Below are 21,119 nucleotides of genomic sequence, written 5' to 3' on the forward strand. Positions count from 1 at the left end.
CGCGCCAACTTTTGTCTTACGCGTCCAGCGAGCTCTGGTCGATAACCAGACCTGGGCCCATGGTGGTGCTCAGGGTAACGCGCTTGACGTAGATACCTTTCGAGGAAGCTGGCTTGATACGCTTCAGATCAGCGATCAGGGCTTCAACGTTTTCCTTCAGCTTGACGGCATCGAAGCCGATCTTGCCAACGGAAGTGTGGATGATGCCGTTTTTGTCGGTGCGATAACGAACCTGACCAGCCTTGGCGTTTTTAACCGCGGTGGCTACGTCTGGAGTAACGGTACCAACTTTCGGGTTAGGCATCAGACCACGTGGACCGAGGATCTGACCCAGTTGACCTACAACGCGCATGGCATCCGGGGATGCGATCACTACGTCATAGTTCAGGTCGCCGCCTTTCATTTCGGCAGCCAGCTCGTCCATACCTACGCGATCAGCGCCGGCAGCCAGAGCGGCCTCGGCAGCTGGACCCTGGGTGAACACAGCAACGCGAACGGTCTTGCCAGTGCCGTGTGGCAGCACAGTAGCGCTACGAACGACCTGGTCGGATTTACGCGGGTCTACGCCCAGGTTAACGGCCACATCGAACGACTCGACGAACTTGGCAGCTGGCAGCGAGGCCAGCAGAGTTGCGGCCTCTTCGAAGTTGTAGGACTTGCCCGCTTCGATCTTTTCAGCGATAGCCTTTTGGCGCTTGGTCAGCTTAGCCATTACACACCCTCCACGTTAAGGCCCATGCTACGAGCAGAACCGGCGATAGTGCGCACGGCTGCATCCATATCAGCTGCAGTCAGATCCGCGTTTTTGGTTTTCGCGATTTCTTCCAGCTGAGCACGGGTAACAGTGCCAACCTTAACGGTGTTCGGACGAGCGGAACCGCTGGTCAGACCGGCCGCCTTCTTCAGCAGAACCGAAGCAGGGGTGGATTTGGTTTCGAAAGTGAAGCTACGGTCGCTGTAGACAGTGATGATCACTGGAGTCGGCAGACCAGCTTCCAGACCCTGGGTACGGGCGTTGAAAGCCTTGCAGAATTCCATGATATTCACGCCGTGCTGACCCAGAGCAGGACCAACAGGTGGGCTTGGGTTAGCCTGAGCGGCCTTCACTTGCAGCTTGATGTAAGCGGTAATCTTCTTGGCCATGAGGCACTCCAATTACGGGTTCGAACGCCTCGAAAGGCTCCCCGGTTACTTGCGCGTTTATCCCAGTGACGACAAAACCCCACAGCCTAGGGCTGCGGGGTTGGGATGCTTGTCCAGTTAGACCTTTTCGACCTGACTGAACTCCAACTCTACCGGAGTAGAGCGACCGAAAATGAGCACCGCCACTTGGATCCGGCTCTTTTCGTAGTTAACTTCTTCAACAACACCGTTAAAGTCAGCGAAAGGACCGTCATTGACACGAACGGTTTCACCTGGCTCGAACAACGTCTTCGGCTTCGGCTTGTCGCTACCGTCAGCAACGCGACGCAGAATCGCCTCTGCTTCTTTATCAGTAATTGGCGCAGGCTTGTCAGCAGTACCGCCGATAAAACCCATCACCCGAGGAGTATCCTTGACCAAGTGCCAAGTACCCTCGTTCATATCCATCTGCACCAGCACATAACCAGGGAAGAACTTGCGTTCGCTTTTGCGCTTCTGGCCATTACGCATCTCAACCACTTCTTCAGTGGGAACCAGAATTTCGCCGAAGCCATCTTCCATGCCAGCCAGCTTTACACGCTCGATCAGCGAGCGCATGACATGCTTCTCGTAACCCGAGTAAGCATGCACAACGTACCAACGCTTAGCCACGGGACACCCTTAGCCGACAATCAAGGAAACAAGCCAGCCGAGCAGGGAATCAAGCCCCCACAACAGCAACGCCATAACCAGAACAACAGCCACAACAATCAGAGTGGTCTGCGTGGTTTCTTGGCGAGTTGGCCATACGACTTTACGAATCTCGGTACGAGCTTCCTTAACCAGTACAAAGAAAGACTTGCCCTTGGCAGTCTGCAGGCCTACAAAGGCAGCTACAGCAGCAATGACAAGCAAAGCGAGTACACGGTACAGGATCGGCGAAGCAGAGTAATACTGATTGCCTACAACGCCAACCACCACCAAAGCGACCACTACAAGCCACTTGAGCAGATCGAAGCGAGAGCCTTGAGCTTCAGCCTTAGGAGTCATCTATGAAGATCCTGTGAAAAGAAAGCCAGACACACCGAGTGAATCTGGCAGGTCAGGAGGGAATCGAACCCCCAACCTACGGTTTTGGAGACCGTCGCTCTGCCAATTGAGCTACTGACCTAAAACAAAATCAGGCCGACCATTATGCCGGCCCGAAAAATACATTACAACTACTTACTCGATGATTTTGGCTACGACGCCAGCGCCGACGGTACGACCGCCTTCACGGATAGCGAAACGCAGACCATCTTCCATCGCGATGGTTTTGATCAGGGTAACAGTCATCTGAATGTTGTCACCTGGCATTACCATTTCAACGCCTTCTGGCAGCTCGCAGTTACCAGTCACGTCAGTAGTACGGAAGTAGAACTGTGGACGGTAGCCCTTGAAGAACGGAGTGTGACGACCGCCTTCTTCCTTGCTCAGAACGTAAACTTCTGCAGTGAACTTGGTGTGCGGCTTAACCGAACCCGGCTTAACCAGAACCTGACCACGCTCAACGTCGTCACGCTTGGTGCCACGCAGCAGAACGCCGCAGTTCTCGCCAGCACGACCTTCGTCCAGCAGCTTGCGGAACATCTCAACACCGGTGCAGGTGGTGGTGGTAGTGTCACGCAGACCAACGATTTCCAGGGCGTCCTGAACGCGAACGATACCACGCTCGATACGACCAGTTACCACGGTGCCACGACCCGAGATCGAGAACACGTCTTCGATTGGCATCAGGAATGGCTTGTCGATAGCACGCTCTGGCTCTGGGATGTAGCTGTCCAGAGTTTCCACCAGCTTCTTGACAGCGGTGGTGCCCATTTCGTTGTCGTCTTTGCCTTCCAGAGCCATACGAGCCGAACCGATGATGATCGGAGTGTCGTCGCCTGGGAAGTCGTAGGTGGACAGCAGGTCGCGAACTTCCATCTCAACCAGTTCCAGCAGCTCTGCGTCGTCTACCAGGTCAGCCTTGTTCAGGAAAACCACGATGTACGGAACGCCTACCTGACGGGACAGCAGGATGTGCTCACGAGTTTGTGGCATCGGACCATCGGCAGCCGAGCAAACCAGGATCGCGCCGTCCATCTGGGCAGCACCGGTGATCATGTTCTTCACGTAGTCAGCGTGACCTGGGCAGTCAACGTGAGCGTAGTGACGAATGTTCGAGTTGTACTCAACGTGCGCGGTGTTGATGGTGATACCGCGAGCTTTTTCTTCTGGAGCGCTGTCGATCTTGTCGAATTCAACTACGGCCGAACCGAAAACTTCGGAGCAGACGCGAGTCAGAGCAGCGGTCAGAGTGGTTTTACCGTGGTCAACGTGACCGATAGTTCCGACGTTGACGTGCGGTAGGGAACGATCAAATTTTTCCTTAGCCATCGATATCACCCCTAACAGAAGAAATAAGCAAACAACCCTAGCCATTAAAACAAAGGCAGATATTTTCATATCTGCCTTGTTATATGGAGCTCTTGAGCGGATTTGAACCGCTGACCTCACCCTTACCAAGGGTGTGCTCTACCAACTGAGCTACAAGAGCGTAACACTTTGCACAACCTGCAAACTTGGAGCGGGTAGCGGGAATCGAACCCGCATCATCAGCTTGGAAGGCTGAGGTTCTACCACTAAACTATACCCGCGGAGCCTGCAGCTCACGCTAAAATCTGGTGGAGGGAGAAGGATTCGAACCTTCGAAGTCGTAGACGTCAGATTTACAGTCTGATCCCTTTGGCCGCTCGGGAACCCCTCCTAATCAGGCCGGCATTCTATACTATGCCAAACCCTTGTCAAGCATTTTCTCATTTAAAAACCTGAGGTTAGCTGCTTTGACACCGCCCTACTGCTTCAACCTTTTCAGGTCTTCGCTGTGGAGCGGGCGCCATTCTATGCAAACTATTCCGCAGGTGCAACCCCCTCACACAGCATTATTTTGTGTTTTAACTCATTGAATTCCTTGGAAAGGTTTTGCAACTGAGTATCGCCCAGGAAACGCTGGGTTTCTGGCGTGATTCGGAACCAATATGCATTGCTGGAAAGGTCTTTCGGCAGGGGCTGAGCTTTCGCACCAAGCTCATTCAGGCGCTGCTCCAGCGCCTGCGCAGCTTCAGGACGACCCGAACCACCTATATATAAACACTGCCCATCGGACTTCGCTGCTCGCGAGGCATCACCAGCCTCACTCAGCAGACGGATATCCTGCTGCGAACCACTATAAAGACGGAGCGGAGTGACATCCTTTGCACGCAATGGCGCCTCCTGCTGATGCCAGACGTAATAAAACACATTGAGTACCAGAAGCAGGAGAAACAACCAACGCATACAAACCTCAGAACAAAGGACAAGCCATAGCCAAACCGACGAACACCAAATCGGGAACCACCCTGGCCTCAGGCACAACATCCGACACTAGCTCGGCATCCCCCCCAGTGATGAAAACACTGAAGCTATCTCCCCAGTAGGAACGCGCCATCTCCAACTGCGTCAGTACGAATCCTCTGAGCATCAACGAACAGCCACGCTCCACCGCCTCGACCGTATTGCGCCCTGGAGCGTGACTCGCCAATGCCCGTTCCGCCGCCAGATCGCCATAGCGAATCTTTCGGGTATGCGTACGCAATTGATTTCGCATCAATGGCATACCAGGACAAATGAAGCCTCCCAGGTGTTCACCTTCCGACGAGATGAAATCAGCAGTCACCGCCGTCCCAAAATCAAGAACCAGGCAAGCCCCACCAGCCAGATGAAAACCACCGAGCATCGCCAACCAACGATCAAGACCAAGACGTTCGTAGTCTTCGTAACCATTTTTGACGCCGGACATTTCGCGAGCAGGTGTTGCACAGACGACGGAAATATCGAACTCACGCTTGAGAAAACCAATCAGCAAATTGGTCTCCTCTTCAGTTCTTACACTGACAAGGCGGCATTTGCCGAGAGACAATTTATCGAGCGAACGAAGGCTGCCGACCAATGCCTCATCAGAGTCGACCACCCCTTCCGCGACCAGGGCACCTGCCTCGGCATCCAGCACCCGCCACTTGATAAAGCTGTTTCCGCAATCAAGCTCAAGAATCATCACGCAACCTCAAGCTGAGCTCACCACCACTAAAGACTTTCTCCACGCCATCCACCTTCAGCCGTAGCGCACCTTGATTATCGATCCCCAGCACCACGCCATCTATCTGGTTGACACCCGCAGTGAGAGAAACCGGCAGTCCCTGCCATAAGTGATTCGCTTCCCACTCCGCCTGAAGCGCAGAGAAACCTCCTGACTGATGACGCTGTAGATAAAGCTGCAACTGCTTGCTCAGCTCAACCACCAGAATATTGCGATCACACGTTTTTCCCGACTCGAGCCGTATCGAGGTCCATTGCTGATCAACCTCGTCAGTGGCTTGCATATTCACGTTAATGCCAACACCCAGCACTACATGACACACGTCTGCCGGATCTCCGACCAGTTCCAGCAAGATCCCGGCGATTTTTTTTCGCCCAGCCAAAACGTCATTGGGCCACTTCAGCCCTGCACCTGGCACCCCAAGCGCACGAAGGGTTTGCATGACCGCGAGACCGACAACAAGACTTAGTCCTTCAAGTTGACGCATCCCACCGTCAATACGCAATACGAGACTGTAATAGAGGTTCTCGGCAAACGGACTTACCCATTTGCGACCTCTACGACCACGTCCGGAGATTTGCCGTTCAGCCAGTACCAGAAAGGGCGCCATTTGACCCCGATCAACGGCACGCAACGACTCTGCGTTAGTAGAGTCGATGGAGTCGAAGACACTCACAGGCCAGCCGGCAAGACTTTCCTCTATCTTGAGCGAGTCAAGCAACTCCAGTGGCGACGCCAGCTGATAGCCCCGCCCCCGGACTTTATGTATGGATAGCCCAAGCTCAGCCTCCAGGTGTTGAAGCTGCTTCCACACTGCACTTCGACTAATTCCCAGGGCAACTCCCAGAGCCTGACCGGAATGGAATCGCCCATCCTTCAGAAGGTTCAACAACGTCAGCATGCAGATCTCGCCTCGGAATGAGGCCCGAATAATAGCCATGCACCGAGCCGTTGCATAGAATTCAAACAACCCGCTTTTCTGCGGGCAAAACAAAACCCCAACTGCTTTCGCAATTGGGGTTTCGGAATTTAATCTTGACGATGACCTACTCTCACATGGGGAAACCCCACACTACCATCGGCGATGCATCGTTTCACTTCTGAGTTCGGGATGGGATCAGGTGGTTCCAACGCTCTATGGTCGTCAAGAAATTCGGGTACTGACTCGTGGCCGGATGGCCTCGCTTCAGCAAATTGGGTATGGATAGTTTTCGGTGCTTTGTGAGCGTCGAACTTTCGGTTCATTGCGTCTTCACACACCGCAATCTGGCCTTTCGACTCAAATTGCTTGGGTGTTATATGGTCAAGCCTCACGGGCAATTAGTATTGGTTAGCTCAACGCCTCACAGCGCTTACACACCCAACCTATCAACGTCGTAGTCTTCGACGGCCCTTCAGGGAACTCAAGGTTCCAGTGAGATCTCATCTTGAGGCAAGTTTCCCGCTTAGATGCTTTCAGCGGTTATCTTTTCCGAACATAGCTACCCGGCAATGCCACTGGCGTGACAACCGGAACACCAGAGGTTCGTCCACTCCGGTCCTCTCGTACTAGGAGCAGCCCCTCTCAAATCTCAAACGTCCACGGCAGATAGGGACCGAACTGTCTCACGACGTTCTAAACCCAGCTCGCGTACCACTTTAAATGGCGAACAGCCATACCCTTGGGACCGGCTTCAGCCCCAGGATGTGATGAGCCGACATCGAGGTGCCAAACACCGCCGTCGATATGAACTCTTGGGCGGTATCAGCCTGTTATCCCCGGAGTACCTTTTATCCGTTGAGCGATGGCCCTTCCATACAGAACCACCGGATCACTAAGACCTACTTTCGTACCTGCTCGACGTGTCTGTCTCGCAGTCAAGCGCGCTTTTGCCTTTATACTCTACGACCGATTTCCGACCGGTCTGAGCGCACCTTCGTACTCCTCCGTTACTCTTTAGGAGGAGACCGCCCCAGTCAAACTACCCACCATACACTGTCCTCGATCCGGATAACGGACCTGAGTTAGAACCTCAAAGTTGCCAGGGTGGTATTTCAAGGATGGCTCCACGCGAACTGGCGTCCACGCTTCAAAGCCTCCCACCTATCCTACACAAGCAAATTCAAAGTCCAGTGCAAAGCTATAGTAAAGGTTCACGGGGTCTTTCCGTCTAGCCGCGGATACACTGCATCTTCACAGCGATTTCAATTTCACTGAGTCTCGGGTGGAGACAGCGCCGCCATCGTTACGCCATTCGTGCAGGTCGGAACTTACCCGACAAGGAATTTCGCTACCTTAGGACCGTTATAGTTACGGCCGCCGTTTACCGGGGCTTCGATCAAGAGCTTCGCGTTAGCTAACCCCATCAATTAACCTTCCGGCACCGGGCAGGCGTCACACCCTATACGTCCACTTTCGTGTTTGCAGAGTGCTGTGTTTTTAATAAACAGTCGCAGCGGCCTGGTATCTTCGACCGGCATGGGCTTACGGAGCAAGTCCTTCACCCTCACCGGCGCACCTTCTCCCGAAGTTACGGTGCCATTTTGCCTAGTTCCTTCACCCGAGTTCTCTCAAGCGCCTTGGTATTCTCTACCCAACCACCTGTGTCGGTTTGGGGTACGGTTCCTGGTTATCTGAAGCTTAGAAGCTTTTCTTGGAAGCATGGCATCAACCACTTCGTCGCCTAAAGGCAACTCGTCATCAGCTCTCGGCCTTAGAATCCCGGATTTACCTAAGATTCCAGCCTACCACCTTAAACTTGGACAACCAACGCCAAGCTGGCCTAGCCTTCTCCGTCCCTCCATCGCAATAACCAGAAGTACAGGAATATTAACCTGTTTTCCATCGACTACGCTTTTCAGCCTCGCCTTAGGGACCGACTAACCCTGCGTCGATTAACGTTGCGCAGGAAACCTTGGTCTTTCGGCGTGGGTGTTTTTCACACCCATTGTCGTTACTCATGTCAGCATTCGCACTTCTGATACCTCCAGCAAGCTTCTCAACTCACCTTCACAGGCTTACAGAACGCTCCTCTACCGCATCACTTGCGTGATACCCGTAGCTTCGGTGTATGGTTTGAGCCCCGTTACATCTTCCGCGCAGGCCGACTCGACTAGTGAGCTATTACGCTTTCTTTAAAGGGTGGCTGCTTCTAAGCCAACCTCCTAGCTGTCTAAGCCTTCCCACATCGTTTCCCACTTAACCATAACTTTGGGACCTTAGCTGACGGTCTGGGTTGTTTCCCTTTTCACGACGGACGTTAGCACCCGCCGTGTGTCTCCCATGCTCGGCACTTGTAGGTATTCGGAGTTTGCATCGGTTTGGTAAGTCGGGATGACCCCCTAGCCGAAACAGTGCTCTACCCCCTACAGTGATACATGAGGCGCTACCTAAATAGCTTTCGAGGAGAACCAGCTATCTCCGAGCTTGATTAGCCTTTCACTCCGATCCACAGGTCATCCGCTAACTTTTCAACGGTAGTCGGTTCGGTCCTCCAGTCAGTGTTACCTAACCTTCAACCTGCCCATGGATAGATCGCCCGGTTTCGGGTCTATTCCCAGCGACTAGACGCCCTATTAAGACTCGCTTTCGCTACGCCTCCCCTATTCGGTTAAGCTCGCCACTGAAAATAAGTCGCTGACCCATTATACAAAAGGTACGCAGTCACAGAACAAAGTCTGCTCCCACTGCTTGTACGCATACGGTTTCAGGATCTATTTCACTCCCCTCTCCGGGGTTCTTTTCGCCTTTCCCTCACGGTACTAGTTCACTATCGGTCAGTCAGTAGTATTTAGCCTTGGAGGATGGTCCCCCCATATTCAGACAAAGTTTCTCGTGCTCCGTCCTACTCGATTTCATGACCAAGAGATTTTCGCGTACAGGGCTATCACCCACTATGGCCGCACTTTCCAGAGCGTTCCGCTAATCTCAAAGCCACTTAAGGGCTAGTCCCCGTTCGCTCGCCACTACTAAGGGAATCTCGGTTGATTTCTTTTCCTCAGGGTACTTAGATGTTTCAGTTCCCCTGGTTCGCCTCTTGCACCTATGTATTCAGTGCAAGATAACCATCTTGTGATGGCTGGGTTCCCCCATTCAGACATCTCCGGATCAAAGTCTGTTTGCCGACTCCCCGAAGCTTTTCGCAGGCTACCACGTCTTTCATCGCCTCTGACTGCCAAGGCATCCACCGTATGCGCTTCTTCACTTGACCATATAACCCCAAGCAATCTGGTTATACTGTGAAGACGACATTCGCCGAAAATTCGAATTTCTCAACTAAGAGAACTCACAAATTTTACCTTAGCCTGATCCGTTACCAGTGAAAGTAACGTTCAGTCTATCTTTCTATCACATACCCAAATTTTTAAAGAACGAACTAGTCAAAGACTAGAAATCAACATTCACCATCAGCACGATGGAATGCTCATTTCTAAGCTCTTACTTCAGAAGCAGTAGTGGTGGAGCCAAGCGGGATCGAACCGCTGACCTCCTGCGTGCAAGGCAGGCGCTCTCCCAGCTGAGCTATGGCCCCGTATTTCTACAGGCGTTTCCCACACAAAATTGGTGGGTCTGGGCAGATTCGAACTGCCGACCTCACCCTTATCAGGGGTGCGCTCTAACCAACTGAGCTACAGACCCAATTTCGGGCTGCTTCTTTCGTCTTCTTCAATGAATCAAGCAATTCGTGTGGGAACTTATGGAGCAGCTGATGTCGTCGATTAAGGAGGTGATCCAGCCGCAGGTTCCCCTACGGCTACCTTGTTACGACTTCACCCCAGTCATGAATCACACCGTGGTAACCGTCCTCCCGAAGGTTAGACTAGCTACTTCTGGTGCAACCCACTCCCATGGTGTGACGGGCGGTGTGTACAAGGCCCGGGAACGTATTCACCGCGACATTCTGATTCGCGATTACTAGCGATTCCGACTTCACGCAGTCGAGTTGCAGACTGCGATCCGGACTACGATCGGTTTTATGGGATTAGCTCCACCTCGCGGCTTGGCAACCCTTTGTACCGACCATTGTAGCACGTGTGTAGCCCAGGCCGTAAGGGCCATGATGACTTGACGTCATCCCCACCTTCCTCCGGTTTGTCACCGGCAGTCTCCTTAGAGTGCCCACCATAACGTGCTGGTAACTAAGGACAAGGGTTGCGCTCGTTACGGGACTTAACCCAACATCTCACGACACGAGCTGACGACAGCCATGCAGCACCTGTCTCAATGTTCCCGAAGGCACCAATCCATCTCTGGAAAGTTCATTGGATGTCAAGGCCTGGTAAGGTTCTTCGCGTTGCTTCGAATTAAACCACATGCTCCACCGCTTGTGCGGGCCCCCGTCAATTCATTTGAGTTTTAACCTTGCGGCCGTACTCCCCAGGCGGTCAACTTAATGCGTTAGCTGCGCCACTAAGAGCTCAAGGCTCCCAACGGCTAGTTGACATCGTTTACGGCGTGGACTACCAGGGTATCTAATCCTGTTTGCTCCCCACGCTTTCGCACCTCAGTGTCAGTATCAGTCCAGGTGGTCGCCTTCGCCACTGGTGTTCCTTCCTATATCTACGCATTTCACCGCTACACAGGAAATTCCACCACCCTCTACCATACTCTAGCTCGCCAGTTTTGGATGCAGTTCCCAGGTTGAGCCCGGGGATTTCACATCCAACTTAACGAACCACCTACGCGCGCTTTACGCCCAGTAATTCCGATTAACGCTTGCACCCTCTGTATTACCGCGGCTGCTGGCACAGAGTTAGCCGGTGCTTATTCTGTCGGTAACGTCAAAATTGCAGAGTATTAATCTACAACCCTTCCTCCCAACTTAAAGTGCTTTACAATCCGAAGACCTTCTTCACACACGCGGCATGGCTGGATCAGGCTTTCGCCCATTGTCCAATATTCCCCACTGCTGCCTCCCGTAGGAGTCTGGACCGTGTCTCAGTTCCAGTGTGACTGATCATCCTCTCAGACCAGTTACGGATCGTCGCCTTGGTGAGCCATTACCTCACCAACTAGCTAATCCGACCTAGGCTCATCTGATAGCGCAAGGCCCGAAGGTCCCCTGCTTTCTCCCGTAGGACGTATGCGGTATTAGCGTTCCTTTCGAAACGTTGTCCCCCACTACCAGGCAGATTCCTAGGCATTACTCACCCGTCCGCCGCTGAATCCGGGAGCAAGCTCCCTTCATCCGCTCGACTTGCATGTGTTAGGCCTGCCGCCAGCGTTCAATCTGAGCCATGATCAAACTCTTCAGTTCAAACATCTTTGGGTTTTTAAGAAACCCTAAACTTGGCTCAGCAATCGTTGGTTACATCTTTGATTTCTCGCGGAGTAACTTGTGATGCTGATAATCTTGTTGACTATCAGTCTGACTCCACAAGCACCCACACGAATTGCTTGATTCAGTTGTTAAAGAGCGGTTGGTTAAGATCTTTCGTCTCAACCGAGGCGCGCATTCTACAGCAGCCTCATTTGCTGTCAAGTGATTATTTTCAGAAGCTTTCGAAGATTTCTTCAACAACTTCAACCACTTGCGCTTCCGATCTCTCGTTAGCGGGAGGCGAATTCTACAGCGTTACACGCTGCTGTCAACACCTCTTTTTCTCCGCTTTCGATCGAGAAGATCGAAACGTCAAAAGAGCCAAACATCACCACTCTTTCAACTCCTTCCAGGCTTCGATGATCTGAAGCAAGTCGCTGTCGAAAACTGCGTAACTCATTGAATCTCAAGGAGTTTTCCGTTTCGACTGCGCCGGAAGTGGGGCGAATTATAGGCCTCCAGAATCTGCCGTCAACCCCTTATTTCAACTTTACTCAGATTTCAGCGTAATCCGTGCAAAGGCCTTCTTGCCGGCCTGGCAAACGTGAGTCGCGCCCAGCACATATATAAAGGAGCGATCGACAACCTCGCCATCTATACGCACACCACCGGAAGCCAGCAGATCACGAGCAGCCGCCGAGTTCTTCACCAGGCCAGCCTTATTAAGGACAGCAGCAATCGGCATATCCTCAGCAGCAGTCAGCTCAACCTCTGGCAAATCATCTGGCAGCTCGCCGTCCTTCATACGGTTACCCGCACCACGGTGAGCATTGGCAGCAGCCTCTTCCCCATGGAAGCGCGCAACAATCTCCTCAGCCAGCTTGATCTTGATGTCGCGAGGGTTGGCACCCGCCTCTACATCGGCACGGAAAGCATTGATCTCATCCATCGAACGGAAGCTGAGCAGCTCGAAGTAGCGCCACATCAACGCATCCGGAATCGAAACCAGCTTGCTGTACATGACACCCGGCGCTTCCTGAATACCGACGTAGTTGCCCAACGACTTGGACATCTTTTTAACGCCATCCAGCCCTTCGAGCAGCGGCATCGTCAGAATGCACTGAGCTTCCTGACCATAACCACGCTGCAGTTCGCGCCCCATCAGCAGGTTGAACTTCTGATCGGTACCGCCCAGCTCAACATCCGCACGCAATGCAACCGAGTCATACCCCTGAACCAGCGGATAGAGGAACTCATGAATGGCGATTGGCTGATTGGTGGTGTAGCGCTTGTCGAAATCATCACGCTCGAGCATACGAGCAACGGTGTACTGCGAAGTCAGACGAATAAAGTCTGCAGGCCCCATCTGATCCATCCAGGTGGAGTTGAACGCGACTTCGGTTTTCGCCGGATCAAGGATCTTGAATACCTGAGTCTTGTAGGTCTCGGCATTTTCCAGAACCTGCTCACGGGTCAGCGGCGGACGAGTTGCACTCTTGCCACTCGGATCACCGATCATCCCGGTGAAGTCACCAATCAGAAAGATCACCTGATGCCCCAGCTCCTGGAACTGACGCAGCTTATTAATAAGCACAGTGTGACCAAGGTGCAGATCCGGCGCCGTTGGATCGAAGCCAGCCTTGATTCGCAGCGGCTGGCCACGCTTGAGCTTTTCGATCAGCTCGGACTCGACCAACAATTCTTCCGCACCACGTTTAATCAGCGCTAGCTGCTCTTCAACCGACTTCATAACAGACCCGCAAGGCTCAGATTCAAAGGGAACCAACCATACAAGATCGCGCACCAATTACAAGTTTTGCCCGGCACACGGACACCAATCCACAGGCGAGATACCTGCGGACTTGCCTCAGAGATGATTTGGTTATATTTTATACAGTTATTTCATCTTCATCATGTCATTCATCTTTTCCAATTCATCTTTTCAAAGTCAAAACTACTTATGACCACTGAACCGTCTAAAGCGCCACCGCTTTACCCGAAGACCCACCTGCTTGCCGCAAGTGGGATCGCCGCCCTTCTCAGCCTGGCGCTCCTGGTATTTCCTTCCAGTGATGTTGAAGCCAAAAAGACGACCCTGAGCCTTGAGCTGGAAAGTCCTGCCGAACAACTGACACAAGATCAAGACGCTGCTGACGCGGTTCAAGCCACAAATGAACCAGTAGCCTCACCCTTCGCCCAGATCGAAAACAGCGCAGAAGACACACCCGAAACCGCCCAGGCCGCACCAGCGCCTGCACCGGCCACTCCTGAAAAGAAGGCCCCAGGCCACAGGGAAGTGATCGTCTCCAAGGGTGACACCCTTTCGACATTGTTCGAGAAGGTTGGCCTCCCCGCCGCTGCCGTGCACGAAGTTCTGGCCAGCGACAAACAGGCCAAGCAGTTCAGCCAGCTCAAACACGGCCAGAAACTCGAATTCGAACTCAATCCACAAGGTCAGCTGACTAATCTGCACAGCAAGGTCAGCGACGTTGAAACCATCACCCTGACCAAGAACGACAAGGGTTATGTCTTCAACCGCGTTACCGCCAAGCCAACCGTTCGTACCGCCTATGTCCACGGCGTGATCAATAGCTCCCTGTCCCAGTCCGCCGCCCGCGCCGGCCTGTCCCACAGCCTGACCATGGATATGGCCAGCGTATTCGGCTACGACGTCGACTTCGCCCAGGATATCCGCCAGGGTGACGAGTTCGACGTGATCTACGAACAGAAAGTGGTCAATGGTAAAGCCGTCGGAAACGGCCCGATCCTGTCGGCCCGGTTCACCAACCGCGGCAAGACCTACACCGCCGTGCGTTACACCAACAAGCAAGGTAACAGCAGCTACTACACTGCCGACGGCAATAGCATGCGCAAGGCGTTCATCCGCACCCCGGTGGACTTCGCCCGCATCAGCTCCAAGTTCTCCATGGGCCGCAAACACCCGATCCTCAACAAGATCCGCGCCCACAAAGGTGTCGACTACGCCGCCCCACGCGGTACGCCAATCAAGGCTGCCGGCGATGGCAAAGTACTGCTGGCTGGTCGCCGTGGCGGTTACGGCAACACCGTGATCATTCAGCACGGCAATACCTACCGCACGCTGTACGGCCACATGCAAGGCTTCGCCAAAGGCGTGAAAACCGGCGGTACCGTCAAGCAGGGCCAGGTGATCGGTTACATTGGTACCACCGGCCTGTCCACCGGTCCGCACCTGCACTACGAGTTCCAGGTCAATGGCGTTCACGTCGACCCATTGGGCCAGAAGCTGCCGATGGCTGATCCGATCGCCAAATCCGAACGCGCGCGTTTCCTGGCGCAGAGCCAGCCGTTGATGGCGCGCATGGACCAAGAGAAGGCCACCATGCTGGCTTCGAGCAAGCGTTAAGCCATGGCTCTTTATATCGGCGTGATGTCCGGAACCAGCCTCGATGGTCTGGACATCGCCCTGATCGAGCAGACCTCGGCGATCAACCTGATCGCCACGCGCTACATCCCCATGCCTGACTCCCTGCGCGCCGAGCTGCTTGGCTTGTGCGCCAGCGGCCCTGACGAGATCGCCCGCTCGGCCATCGCCCAGCAGAACTGGGTGAGGCTTGCGGCCGAAGGCATCCACGCCCTGCTCGAACAGCAACAGCTCAAACCCGAAGCCATTCGCGCGATCGGCAGTCACGGCCAGACCATTCGCCACGAACCGGCACGCGGTTTCACCGTACAGATCGGCAACCCTGCCCTGCTGACCGAGCTGACCGGCATTACAGTAGTCAGTGACTTCCGCAGCCGCGACGTGGCCGCCGGCGGTCAAGGCGCCCCTCTGGTTCCCGCCTTCCATGAAGCGTTGTTCGAAGAGCGTACCGGCAACCGCGCAGTCCTGAATGTCGGCGGTTTCAGCAATCTCAGTCTGATCGAGCCGAACAAGCCTGTAGCCGGTTTCGACTGCGGCCCTGGGAATGTGCTGATGGATGCGTGGATTCACCGGCAGCGTGGCGAAAACTATGATCGCAACGGTCAATGGGCAGCCAGCGGCAAAGTAGAACCGACCCTCCTCAAGGCATTGTTGAGCGATTCTTTCTTCTCGACCAAAGGCCCGAAGAGCACCGGCCGGGAAGTGTTCAACCTGCCCTGGCTGGAACAGCAACTGTCACACCTGCCGGATTTCGCCCCCGAAAACGTACAGGCAACGCTGCTCGAACTGACAGCGCTGACCATCGTCGAATCGCTGCAAAGCGCTCAAACAGAGACCGAAGAACTCCTTGTCTGCGGCGGCGGCGCCCACAACGCCACACTGATGAAGCGCCTGGCAGACCTACTGTCCAAAACGAAAGTCGCAAGCACCGCGACCCTCGGTGTCGATCCAGACTGGGTCGAAGCCATGGCCTTTGCCTGGCTGGCCCATTGCTGCCTTGAAGGCATCACCGCCAATCGCCCCAGCGTCACCGGTGCAAAAGGCCTGCGCATACTTGGCGCCATCTACCCCAATTAAGATAAAACGCAGATAACAAAACGCCGCAGAACCGTGAGGCTCTGCGGCGTTTTGTTGTGTACGGTGAGGCGAAATCAGATCGAGAACGAAGAACCGCAACCACAGGTCGTGGTGGCATTCGGGTTCTTGATCACAAAGCGCGAACCTTCCAGACCTTCCTGGTAGTCCACCTCGGCACCTGCCAGATACTGAAAGCTCATCGGATCAACCACCAGACTCACACCTTCGCGCTCGACGATGGTGTCGTCCTCAGCCACATCTTCATCGAAGGTGAAGCCGTACTGAAACCCTGAACAACCGCCGCCCGTAACGAATACGCGCAGCTTCAAGCGATCATTCCCCTCTTCATCGACCAGGCTCTTCACCTTGTGCGCGGCACCCTGAGTGAATTGCAAAGCCGTGGGGGTGAAGGATTCGACGCTCATGCTGACTATCTCCCGGCGTTACGCCGCCATAATGCGTGATGACGCGCATTATCCGCTTGTCCTAGAAAATCGGTCAACTATTGTTACGGTATATCAATAAAGCCATCAGCGACCCGGAATGCAAAAAGGCCCGTCAGACGGGCCTTTTCATCAAACAAGATCAGTCTTACGGCAGCATGCCCGCGTGGGACAGACCAAAGCGCTCATCCAGACCGAACAGAATGTTCATGTTCTGCACCGCCTGACCCGACGCGCCCTTGACCAGGTTGTCGATCACCGACAGCACCACCACCAGATCACCATCCTGCGGACGATGAACCGCGATACGGCAAACGTTCGCGCCACGCACGCTGCGGGTTTCCGGATGGCTGCCGGCTGGCATCACGTCGACGAACGGCTCATTGGCATAACGCTTTTCGAACAGCGCCTGCAGATCGACGGAGCGATCCACCACGGTCGCGTAAAGCGTGGAATGAATGCCACGAATCATCGGCGTCAGGTGTGGCACGAAAGTCAGGCCGACATCCTTGCCCGCTGCACGACGCAGACCCTGACGAATTTCCGGCAGATGACGGTGACCTTTCACCGCATAAGCCTTCATGCTTTCCGACGTCTCGGAGTACAGCGAGCCTACGGAAGCACCACGACCGGCACCGCTGACACCGGACTTGCAGTCAGCGATCAGGTGGGAAGCATCGGCAATGCCCGCCTCTAGCAATGGCAGGAAACCCAGCTGCGTTGCGGTCGGATAGCAGCCCGGCACCGCGATCAGCCGCGCTTTCCTGATTTGCTCACGGTTGACTTCCGGCAAGCCGTAAACCGCTTCGTCCAACAGCTCCGGCGCACCGTGCGGCTGGCCGTACCACTTAGCCCACTCATCGGCGTCCTGCAGACGGAAGTCCGCCGACAGGTCGATGACCTTGGTACCCGCTGCCAGCAATTCACCGGCCAATGCGTGGGCAACGCCGTGCGGAGTGGCAAAGAACACCACATCGCAAGCGCCCAGGGTCTTGATGTCCGGCACGCTGAACGCCAGGCCGTCGTAGTGGCCGCGCAGGTTCGGGTACATGTCAGCCACGGCCAGACCGGCCTCGGATCGGGAAGTGATCACAACCACTTCTGCCTGCGGATGCTGTGCCAACAGACGCAGCAGTTCGACACCGGTGTAACCCGTGCCGCCGACGATACCGACCTTGACCATAAACCTGCCCTCAACGAACCCACTGGAAAGCCGTCGATAATAGGGGCCGCGCGCCCCTGCGACAACCGTCAAGGTGACGTGCGGACGCTCAAGCCTCTACTATCCGGCCTACCGTGAACGAGGGAAAAACCAAAAATGCTCTATCTATGGATCAAAGCGCTGCATATCGTCAGCATCGTGTGCTGGTTTGCCGGACTGTTCTACCTGCCGCGACTGTTCGTTTATCACGCGCAAAGTGAAGACACGATCAGCAAGGAACGCTTCAGCGTCATGGAGCGCAAGCTGTATCGCGGCATCATGGGCCCGGCGATGATCGCCGCACTGATCTTCGGCGGCTGGCTGATTTACCTGAACCCGGGCATCTTCAGCACCGGTGGCTGGATTCACGCCAAACTGACCCTGGTCGTGCTATTGATCGGTTATCACCACATGTGTGGCGCGCAGGTAAAACGTTTTGCCCGTGGCGAGAACACCCGCAGCCATGTCTTTTATCGCTGGTTCAATGAAGTCCCGGTTCTGATATTGCTGGCTATCGTAATTCTGGTCGTGGTCAAGCCGTTCTAACTTCAACTGGTTCAACTTTCCGGGGTACTTCCGATGTCGCTGCCCGCTCTGCTCGAACAACGTCTGCGCCTGCCCGTCGTGGCTGCGCCGATGTTCCTGATTTCCAATCCTGAACTGGTGCTCGCGTGCTGTCGCAATGGCGTGGTCGGCAGCTTTCCGGCGCTCAACCAGCGCGAAAGCAGCGGTTTCAAAGCCTGGCTGGAACAGATCGAAGCAGGGCTGGCGATTCTGGACAACCCGGCGCCTTATGCCGTGAACCTGATTGTTCACAAGAGCAATCCGCGTCTGGAGGCGGACCTGAACATCTGCGTCGAGCACAAGGTGCCCATCGTCATCACCAGCCTCGGTGCGGTGAAGGAATTGGTCGATGCGGTGCACAGCTACGGCGGCCTGGTTTTTCACGACGTGACGACTCGCCGCCATGCGGAAAAAGCCGCCGAAGCCGGCGTCGATGGCTTGATCGCCGTTGCTGCCGGCGCCGGTGGACATGCTGGCACCTGGAGCCCGTTCTCGCTGATCGCCGAGATTCGCCAGTTCTTCGACAAGACGCTGCTGCTTGCAGGATGTTTGAACCACGGCCATGAGATTCTCGCCGCACAGCTGCTCGGCGCGGATTTGGCCTACTTCGGAACGCGATTCATCGGTACGACTGAAAGTCATGCGCCCGACGCCTACAAGGATATGCTGCTGACAGCCAAGGCAGCGGACATCATTCATACTCCTGCCGTGTCCGGAGTTCCGGCCAGCTTCATGCGCCAAAGCCTGGAGGCTGCCGGTTTCGATTTGGCGGCGCTGCAAGGCAAGGGTGAAGTGAACTTCGGCGACAAACTCAAGCCGATCAATGATGAAGCCAAAGCCTGGAAAACCGTGTGGTCGGCCGGCCAGGGGGTCGGCCAGATCGAAGATCTGCCAAGTGTGGACCAGCTGGTGGCGCGCCTCGATGCAGAGTATCGCCAGGCCCTGGAGCATGCAGCACAGCTTCCGAGTCGCTGGCCGCGATGAGAAAATTCCGGCCAGTCGTTGCCCGACTGGCCTTACACTTGGCGGTTGCGACACATCTCAACTCAATTTCTTCGCGACAAGGATGCCTCGGCCATGAGCGAAACCCGTTACAAGATCGTTTTCGACGGTGCCCTGCAGCCCGGTGTCGATATCACCACAGCCAAACTCAATCTGGCCGATCTGTTCAAGAGCGATGTGGCCGCCATCGAACGCCTGTTCAATGGCCGCGCCGTCGCCCTCAAACGCGACCTGTCGCACAGCGATGCCCAGGCTTATCTGCAAGCGCTAAGCAAGACCGGGATCGATGCCCGGATCGAGCCGGAAACAGCCATCGAACTGAATCTGGCCGATGTGCAGGAACACTCCGCCGCCGTGGCTGAGCCCGATTCGCCTTATGCACCGCCTCGGGCCAGTGTCGGTGAACGACTGGCAGAATTCGCTACACTCAAACCCTTCAGCGTGGAAGGCCGGATCGGACGCCTGCGTTACCTGGCATGGTCGATGGTATTGAGTCTGGTAACCCTGCCGATCGTCGGCGTTTTCGCGCTAATCGGTCTGGGGCTGGTGAGTACCGACTCGACCAGCGGCCTGATCATCGGCGGTATCTTTGCCTTCTTCCTGTTCCTGGCCTTCGCGATCGTCGGCATCCTGTTCAGCATTCAGCGCCTGCACGACATCGGCTGGTCAGGCTGGCTCTGGCTGCTGACCCTCGTACCGTTCGTGGGCAGTTTCTTCCCGCTGGTGATCATGGTCATGCCGGGCAATAACGGCGCCAATCGCTATGGCCCGCCACCGCCACCGAACAGCACTGCAGTCAAAGTGCTGTGTTCCCTGTGGATCGTTTTCATCGGCCTGTTCTTCGTCGGTGGAATGCTGGGCGGTATTTCCGCCATCCAGCAGGAGTACGAAACCAGCCTCGAAAGCAGTTATGAAAGCGGCTCGGTGACCGCCGATGAAGTCGATGTCGAAGTCGAGCCCGTGCCGAATCCGGTGGACGATGCAGCCGAACCTGCACCCGCCCCTGTAGACTCTGCGAAAGAATGAACAGCGCTCCCCGCCGTGACACCTGCGTCCACGGCGCGGAGCTGTTGCGATGGAGAACTGCATGACCCGTTACGCTCTGATCACTGGCGCCTCCAGCGGCATCGGCCTGGCCATGGCCGAAGCCCTGGCCCGCCGTGGCCGCAGCCTGATTCTGGTGGCCCGACAGCGTGATCAGCTGGAAAGCATTGCGATTGAACTGACCCAGCGTTTCGGCGTGGAGGTACTGTTCCGCGCCTGCGACCTGGGCGAGCCGCTGCGCCTGTCCGGGTTTCTGCTGGAGCTTGAAGAAGGCGACCGGCAGATCGACCTGCTGGTGAACTGCGCCGGCATCGGTACGTGCGGCCCGTTCCTGGCCCAGGACTGGATGACCGAGCAAGACCTGATCGAGGTGAACATCCTCGCCCTCACCCGCCTCTGCCATGCAATCGGTAACAGCATGGCCCTGCAGGGTGGCGGGCAGATTCTCAACGTGGCGTCGGTGGCCGCTTTCAATCCCGGCCCGTGGATGAGCACTTACTACGCCAGCAAGGCCTACGTTCTGCACTTTTCCGAAGCGCTGCGGGTGGAATTGAAAAAGTGCGCCGTGAAAGTCTCGGTGCTCTGCCCAGGCCCGACGCGTACGGCGTTCTTTCGCACAGCGCAACTGAACAACGACAAACTCAACGCCAGCAAACTGCTGATGAGCCCCGAAGAGGTCGCGCTGTATACCGTGCGCGCCCTGGAGAAAAACCGCGCGATCATCATTCCCGGGCGCCGGAACCGCTGGTTCGCCTTTCTGCCACGACTGGGTTCGCGCTGGCTCAACCGCACCATCGTCGGCATGGTCAACAAAGCTTACTGCCCCCGCTGAAGGGCCGGCAGGCAACTGGCTGGGCGTGGTGATCCC

The 21,119-nt window shown here is 55.3% G+C and carries 17 protein-coding genes, 6 tRNA genes and 3 rRNA genes; 6 read left to right on the plus strand and 20 right to left on the minus strand.

What is annotated here, in order from left to right:
• Positions 1-16 precede the first annotated feature (16 nt).
• From rplA to tyrS, 18 genes are all read right to left on the minus strand, one after another.
• Positions 17-712 (minus strand): 50S ribosomal protein L1, encoded by a 696-nt coding sequence (rplA, locus tag IF189_RS25505; protein WP_011336175.1) that lies wholly within the window; start codon positions 710-712, stop codon positions 17-19.
• Positions 712-1,143, minus strand: coding sequence for a 50S ribosomal protein L11 (gene rplK / locus IF189_RS25510; protein ID WP_003228756.1), 432 nt, complete (start codon positions 1,141-1,143; stop codon positions 712-714). The genes rplA and rplK overlap by 1 nt, the downstream gene beginning before the upstream one ends.
• A 117-nt stretch (positions 1,144-1,260) precedes the next feature.
• Positions 1,261-1,794: a transcription termination/antitermination protein NusG gene (gene nusG / locus IF189_RS25515; protein WP_007957598.1), complete on the minus strand. Its 534-nt coding sequence runs from the start codon at positions 1,792-1,794 to the stop codon at positions 1,261-1,263.
• A 9-nt stretch (positions 1,795-1,803) separates the two neighbouring features.
• The gene (secE, locus tag IF189_RS25520; protein ID WP_007916493.1) at positions 1,804-2,172 is read right to left on the minus strand and encodes a preprotein translocase subunit SecE; all 369 of its coding nucleotides are present in this window, start codon (positions 2,170-2,172) and stop codon (positions 1,804-1,806) included.
• A gap of 45 nt (positions 2,173-2,217) precedes the next feature.
• Positions 2,218-2,293 (minus strand) — tRNA-Trp (locus tag IF189_RS25525).
• A gap of 53 nt (positions 2,294-2,346) precedes the next feature.
• Positions 2,347-3,540, minus strand: a complete 1,194-nt coding sequence (gene tuf, locus IF189_RS25530; RefSeq protein ID WP_010220303.1) for an elongation factor Tu — start codon at positions 3,538-3,540, stop codon at positions 2,347-2,349.
• Positions 3,541-3,624: 84 nt separating this feature from the next.
• Positions 3,625-3,700 (minus strand) — tRNA-Thr (locus tag IF189_RS25535).
• A 26-nt stretch (positions 3,701-3,726) separates the two neighbouring features.
• Positions 3,727-3,800 (minus strand) — tRNA-Gly (locus tag IF189_RS25540).
• A gap of 25 nt (positions 3,801-3,825) precedes the next feature.
• Positions 3,826-3,910 (minus strand) — tRNA-Tyr (locus IF189_RS25545).
• 143 nt (positions 3,911-4,053) lie between these two features.
• A complete protein-coding gene (locus tag IF189_RS25550) occupies positions 4,054-4,479 on the minus strand; it encodes a hypothetical protein (RefSeq protein WP_134828275.1) in 426 nt (141 codons plus the stop codon).
• A 7-nt stretch (positions 4,480-4,486) separates the two neighbouring features.
• Positions 4,487-5,236 (minus strand): pantothenate kinase, encoded by a 750-nt coding sequence (locus IF189_RS25555; protein ID WP_134828276.1) that lies wholly within the window; start codon positions 5,234-5,236, stop codon positions 4,487-4,489.
• The gene (gene birA / locus IF189_RS25560) at positions 5,226-6,179 is read right to left on the minus strand and encodes a bifunctional biotin--[acetyl-CoA-carboxylase] ligase/biotin operon repressor BirA (protein ID WP_134828277.1); all 954 of its coding nucleotides are present in this window, start codon (positions 6,177-6,179) and stop codon (positions 5,226-5,228) included. The genes IF189_RS25555 and birA overlap by 11 nt, the downstream gene beginning before the upstream one ends.
• A gap of 132 nt (positions 6,180-6,311) precedes the next feature.
• A 5S ribosomal RNA gene (gene rrf, locus IF189_RS25565) occupies positions 6,312-6,427 on the minus strand.
• Between the two features lie 150 nt (positions 6,428-6,577).
• Positions 6,578-9,468, minus strand: a 23S ribosomal RNA gene (locus tag IF189_RS25570).
• Between the two features lie 245 nt (positions 9,469-9,713).
• Positions 9,714-9,789: transfer RNA gene (locus tag IF189_RS25575), tRNA-Ala, on the minus strand.
• A gap of 30 nt (positions 9,790-9,819) precedes the next feature.
• Positions 9,820-9,896 (minus strand) — tRNA-Ile (locus tag IF189_RS25580).
• A gap of 81 nt (positions 9,897-9,977) precedes the next feature.
• Positions 9,978-11,514, minus strand: a 16S ribosomal RNA gene (locus IF189_RS25585).
• Together the 16S, 23S and 5S rRNA genes with 2 tRNA genes alongside form the textbook arrangement of a ribosomal RNA operon.
• 553 nt (positions 11,515-12,067) lie before the next feature.
• Positions 12,068-13,267, minus strand: coding sequence for a tyrosine--tRNA ligase (gene tyrS, locus IF189_RS25590; RefSeq protein WP_085731729.1), 1,200 nt, complete (start codon positions 13,265-13,267; stop codon positions 12,068-12,070).
• A gap of 210 nt (positions 13,268-13,477) precedes the next feature.
• Between tyrS and IF189_RS25595 the strand changes: the two genes are divergently transcribed.
• Both IF189_RS25595 and IF189_RS25600 read left to right on the plus strand, forming a co-directional pair.
• Complete coding sequence (locus tag IF189_RS25595) at positions 13,478-14,902, plus strand: peptidoglycan DD-metalloendopeptidase family protein (RefSeq protein WP_134828278.1); 1,425 nt, start codon at positions 13,478-13,480, stop codon at positions 14,900-14,902.
• A 3-nt stretch (positions 14,903-14,905) separates the two neighbouring features.
• Positions 14,906-15,997, plus strand: coding sequence for an anhydro-N-acetylmuramic acid kinase (locus IF189_RS25600; RefSeq protein WP_134828279.1), 1,092 nt, complete (start codon positions 14,906-14,908; stop codon positions 15,995-15,997).
• Positions 15,998-16,071: 74 nt separating this feature from the next.
• Here IF189_RS25600 and erpA read toward each other — a convergent pair whose 3' ends face one another.
• Together erpA and argC are read right to left on the minus strand one after the other, a co-directional pair.
• The gene (erpA, locus tag IF189_RS25605) at positions 16,072-16,422 is read right to left on the minus strand and encodes an iron-sulfur cluster insertion protein ErpA (RefSeq protein WP_003228776.1); all 351 of its coding nucleotides are present in this window, start codon (positions 16,420-16,422) and stop codon (positions 16,072-16,074) included.
• Between the two features lie 166 nt (positions 16,423-16,588).
• Complete coding sequence (argC, locus tag IF189_RS25610; protein ID WP_134828280.1) at positions 16,589-17,623, minus strand: N-acetyl-gamma-glutamyl-phosphate reductase; 1,035 nt, start codon at positions 17,621-17,623, stop codon at positions 16,589-16,591.
• 135 nt (positions 17,624-17,758) lie between these two features.
• Here argC and hemJ point away from each other — a divergent pair, with 135 nt between their 5' ends.
• The 4 genes from hemJ to IF189_RS25630 all read left to right on the plus strand — a co-directional run bounded on the left by hemJ (position 17,759) and on the right by IF189_RS25630 (position 21,083).
• Positions 17,759-18,187, plus strand: a complete 429-nt coding sequence (hemJ, locus tag IF189_RS25615; RefSeq protein WP_134828281.1) for a protoporphyrinogen oxidase HemJ — start codon at positions 17,759-17,761, stop codon at positions 18,185-18,187.
• A 33-nt stretch (positions 18,188-18,220) separates the two neighbouring features.
• On the plus strand, positions 18,221-19,189 hold the full coding sequence (locus tag IF189_RS25620) for an NAD(P)H-dependent flavin oxidoreductase (RefSeq protein ID WP_134828282.1): 969 nt from the start codon (positions 18,221-18,223) through the stop codon (positions 19,187-19,189).
• Between the two features lie 93 nt (positions 19,190-19,282).
• Complete coding sequence (locus IF189_RS25625; protein ID WP_134828283.1) at positions 19,283-20,233, plus strand: DUF805 domain-containing protein; 951 nt, start codon at positions 19,283-19,285, stop codon at positions 20,231-20,233.
• Positions 20,234-20,294: 61 nt separating this feature from the next.
• Positions 20,295-21,083 carry an SDR family NAD(P)-dependent oxidoreductase gene (locus IF189_RS25630; protein ID WP_007956321.1) on the plus strand — a complete coding sequence of 263 codons (789 nt, stop codon included), beginning with the start codon at positions 20,295-20,297 and terminating at the stop codon, positions 21,081-21,083.
• Positions 21,084-21,119: the final 36 nt, after the last annotated feature.

Origin of the sequence: Pseudomonas sp. IzPS59 (assembly GCF_014863505.1) — a bacterium.
GTDB lineage: Bacteria > Pseudomonadota > Gammaproteobacteria > Pseudomonadales > Pseudomonadaceae > Aquipseudomonas > Aquipseudomonas kribbensis.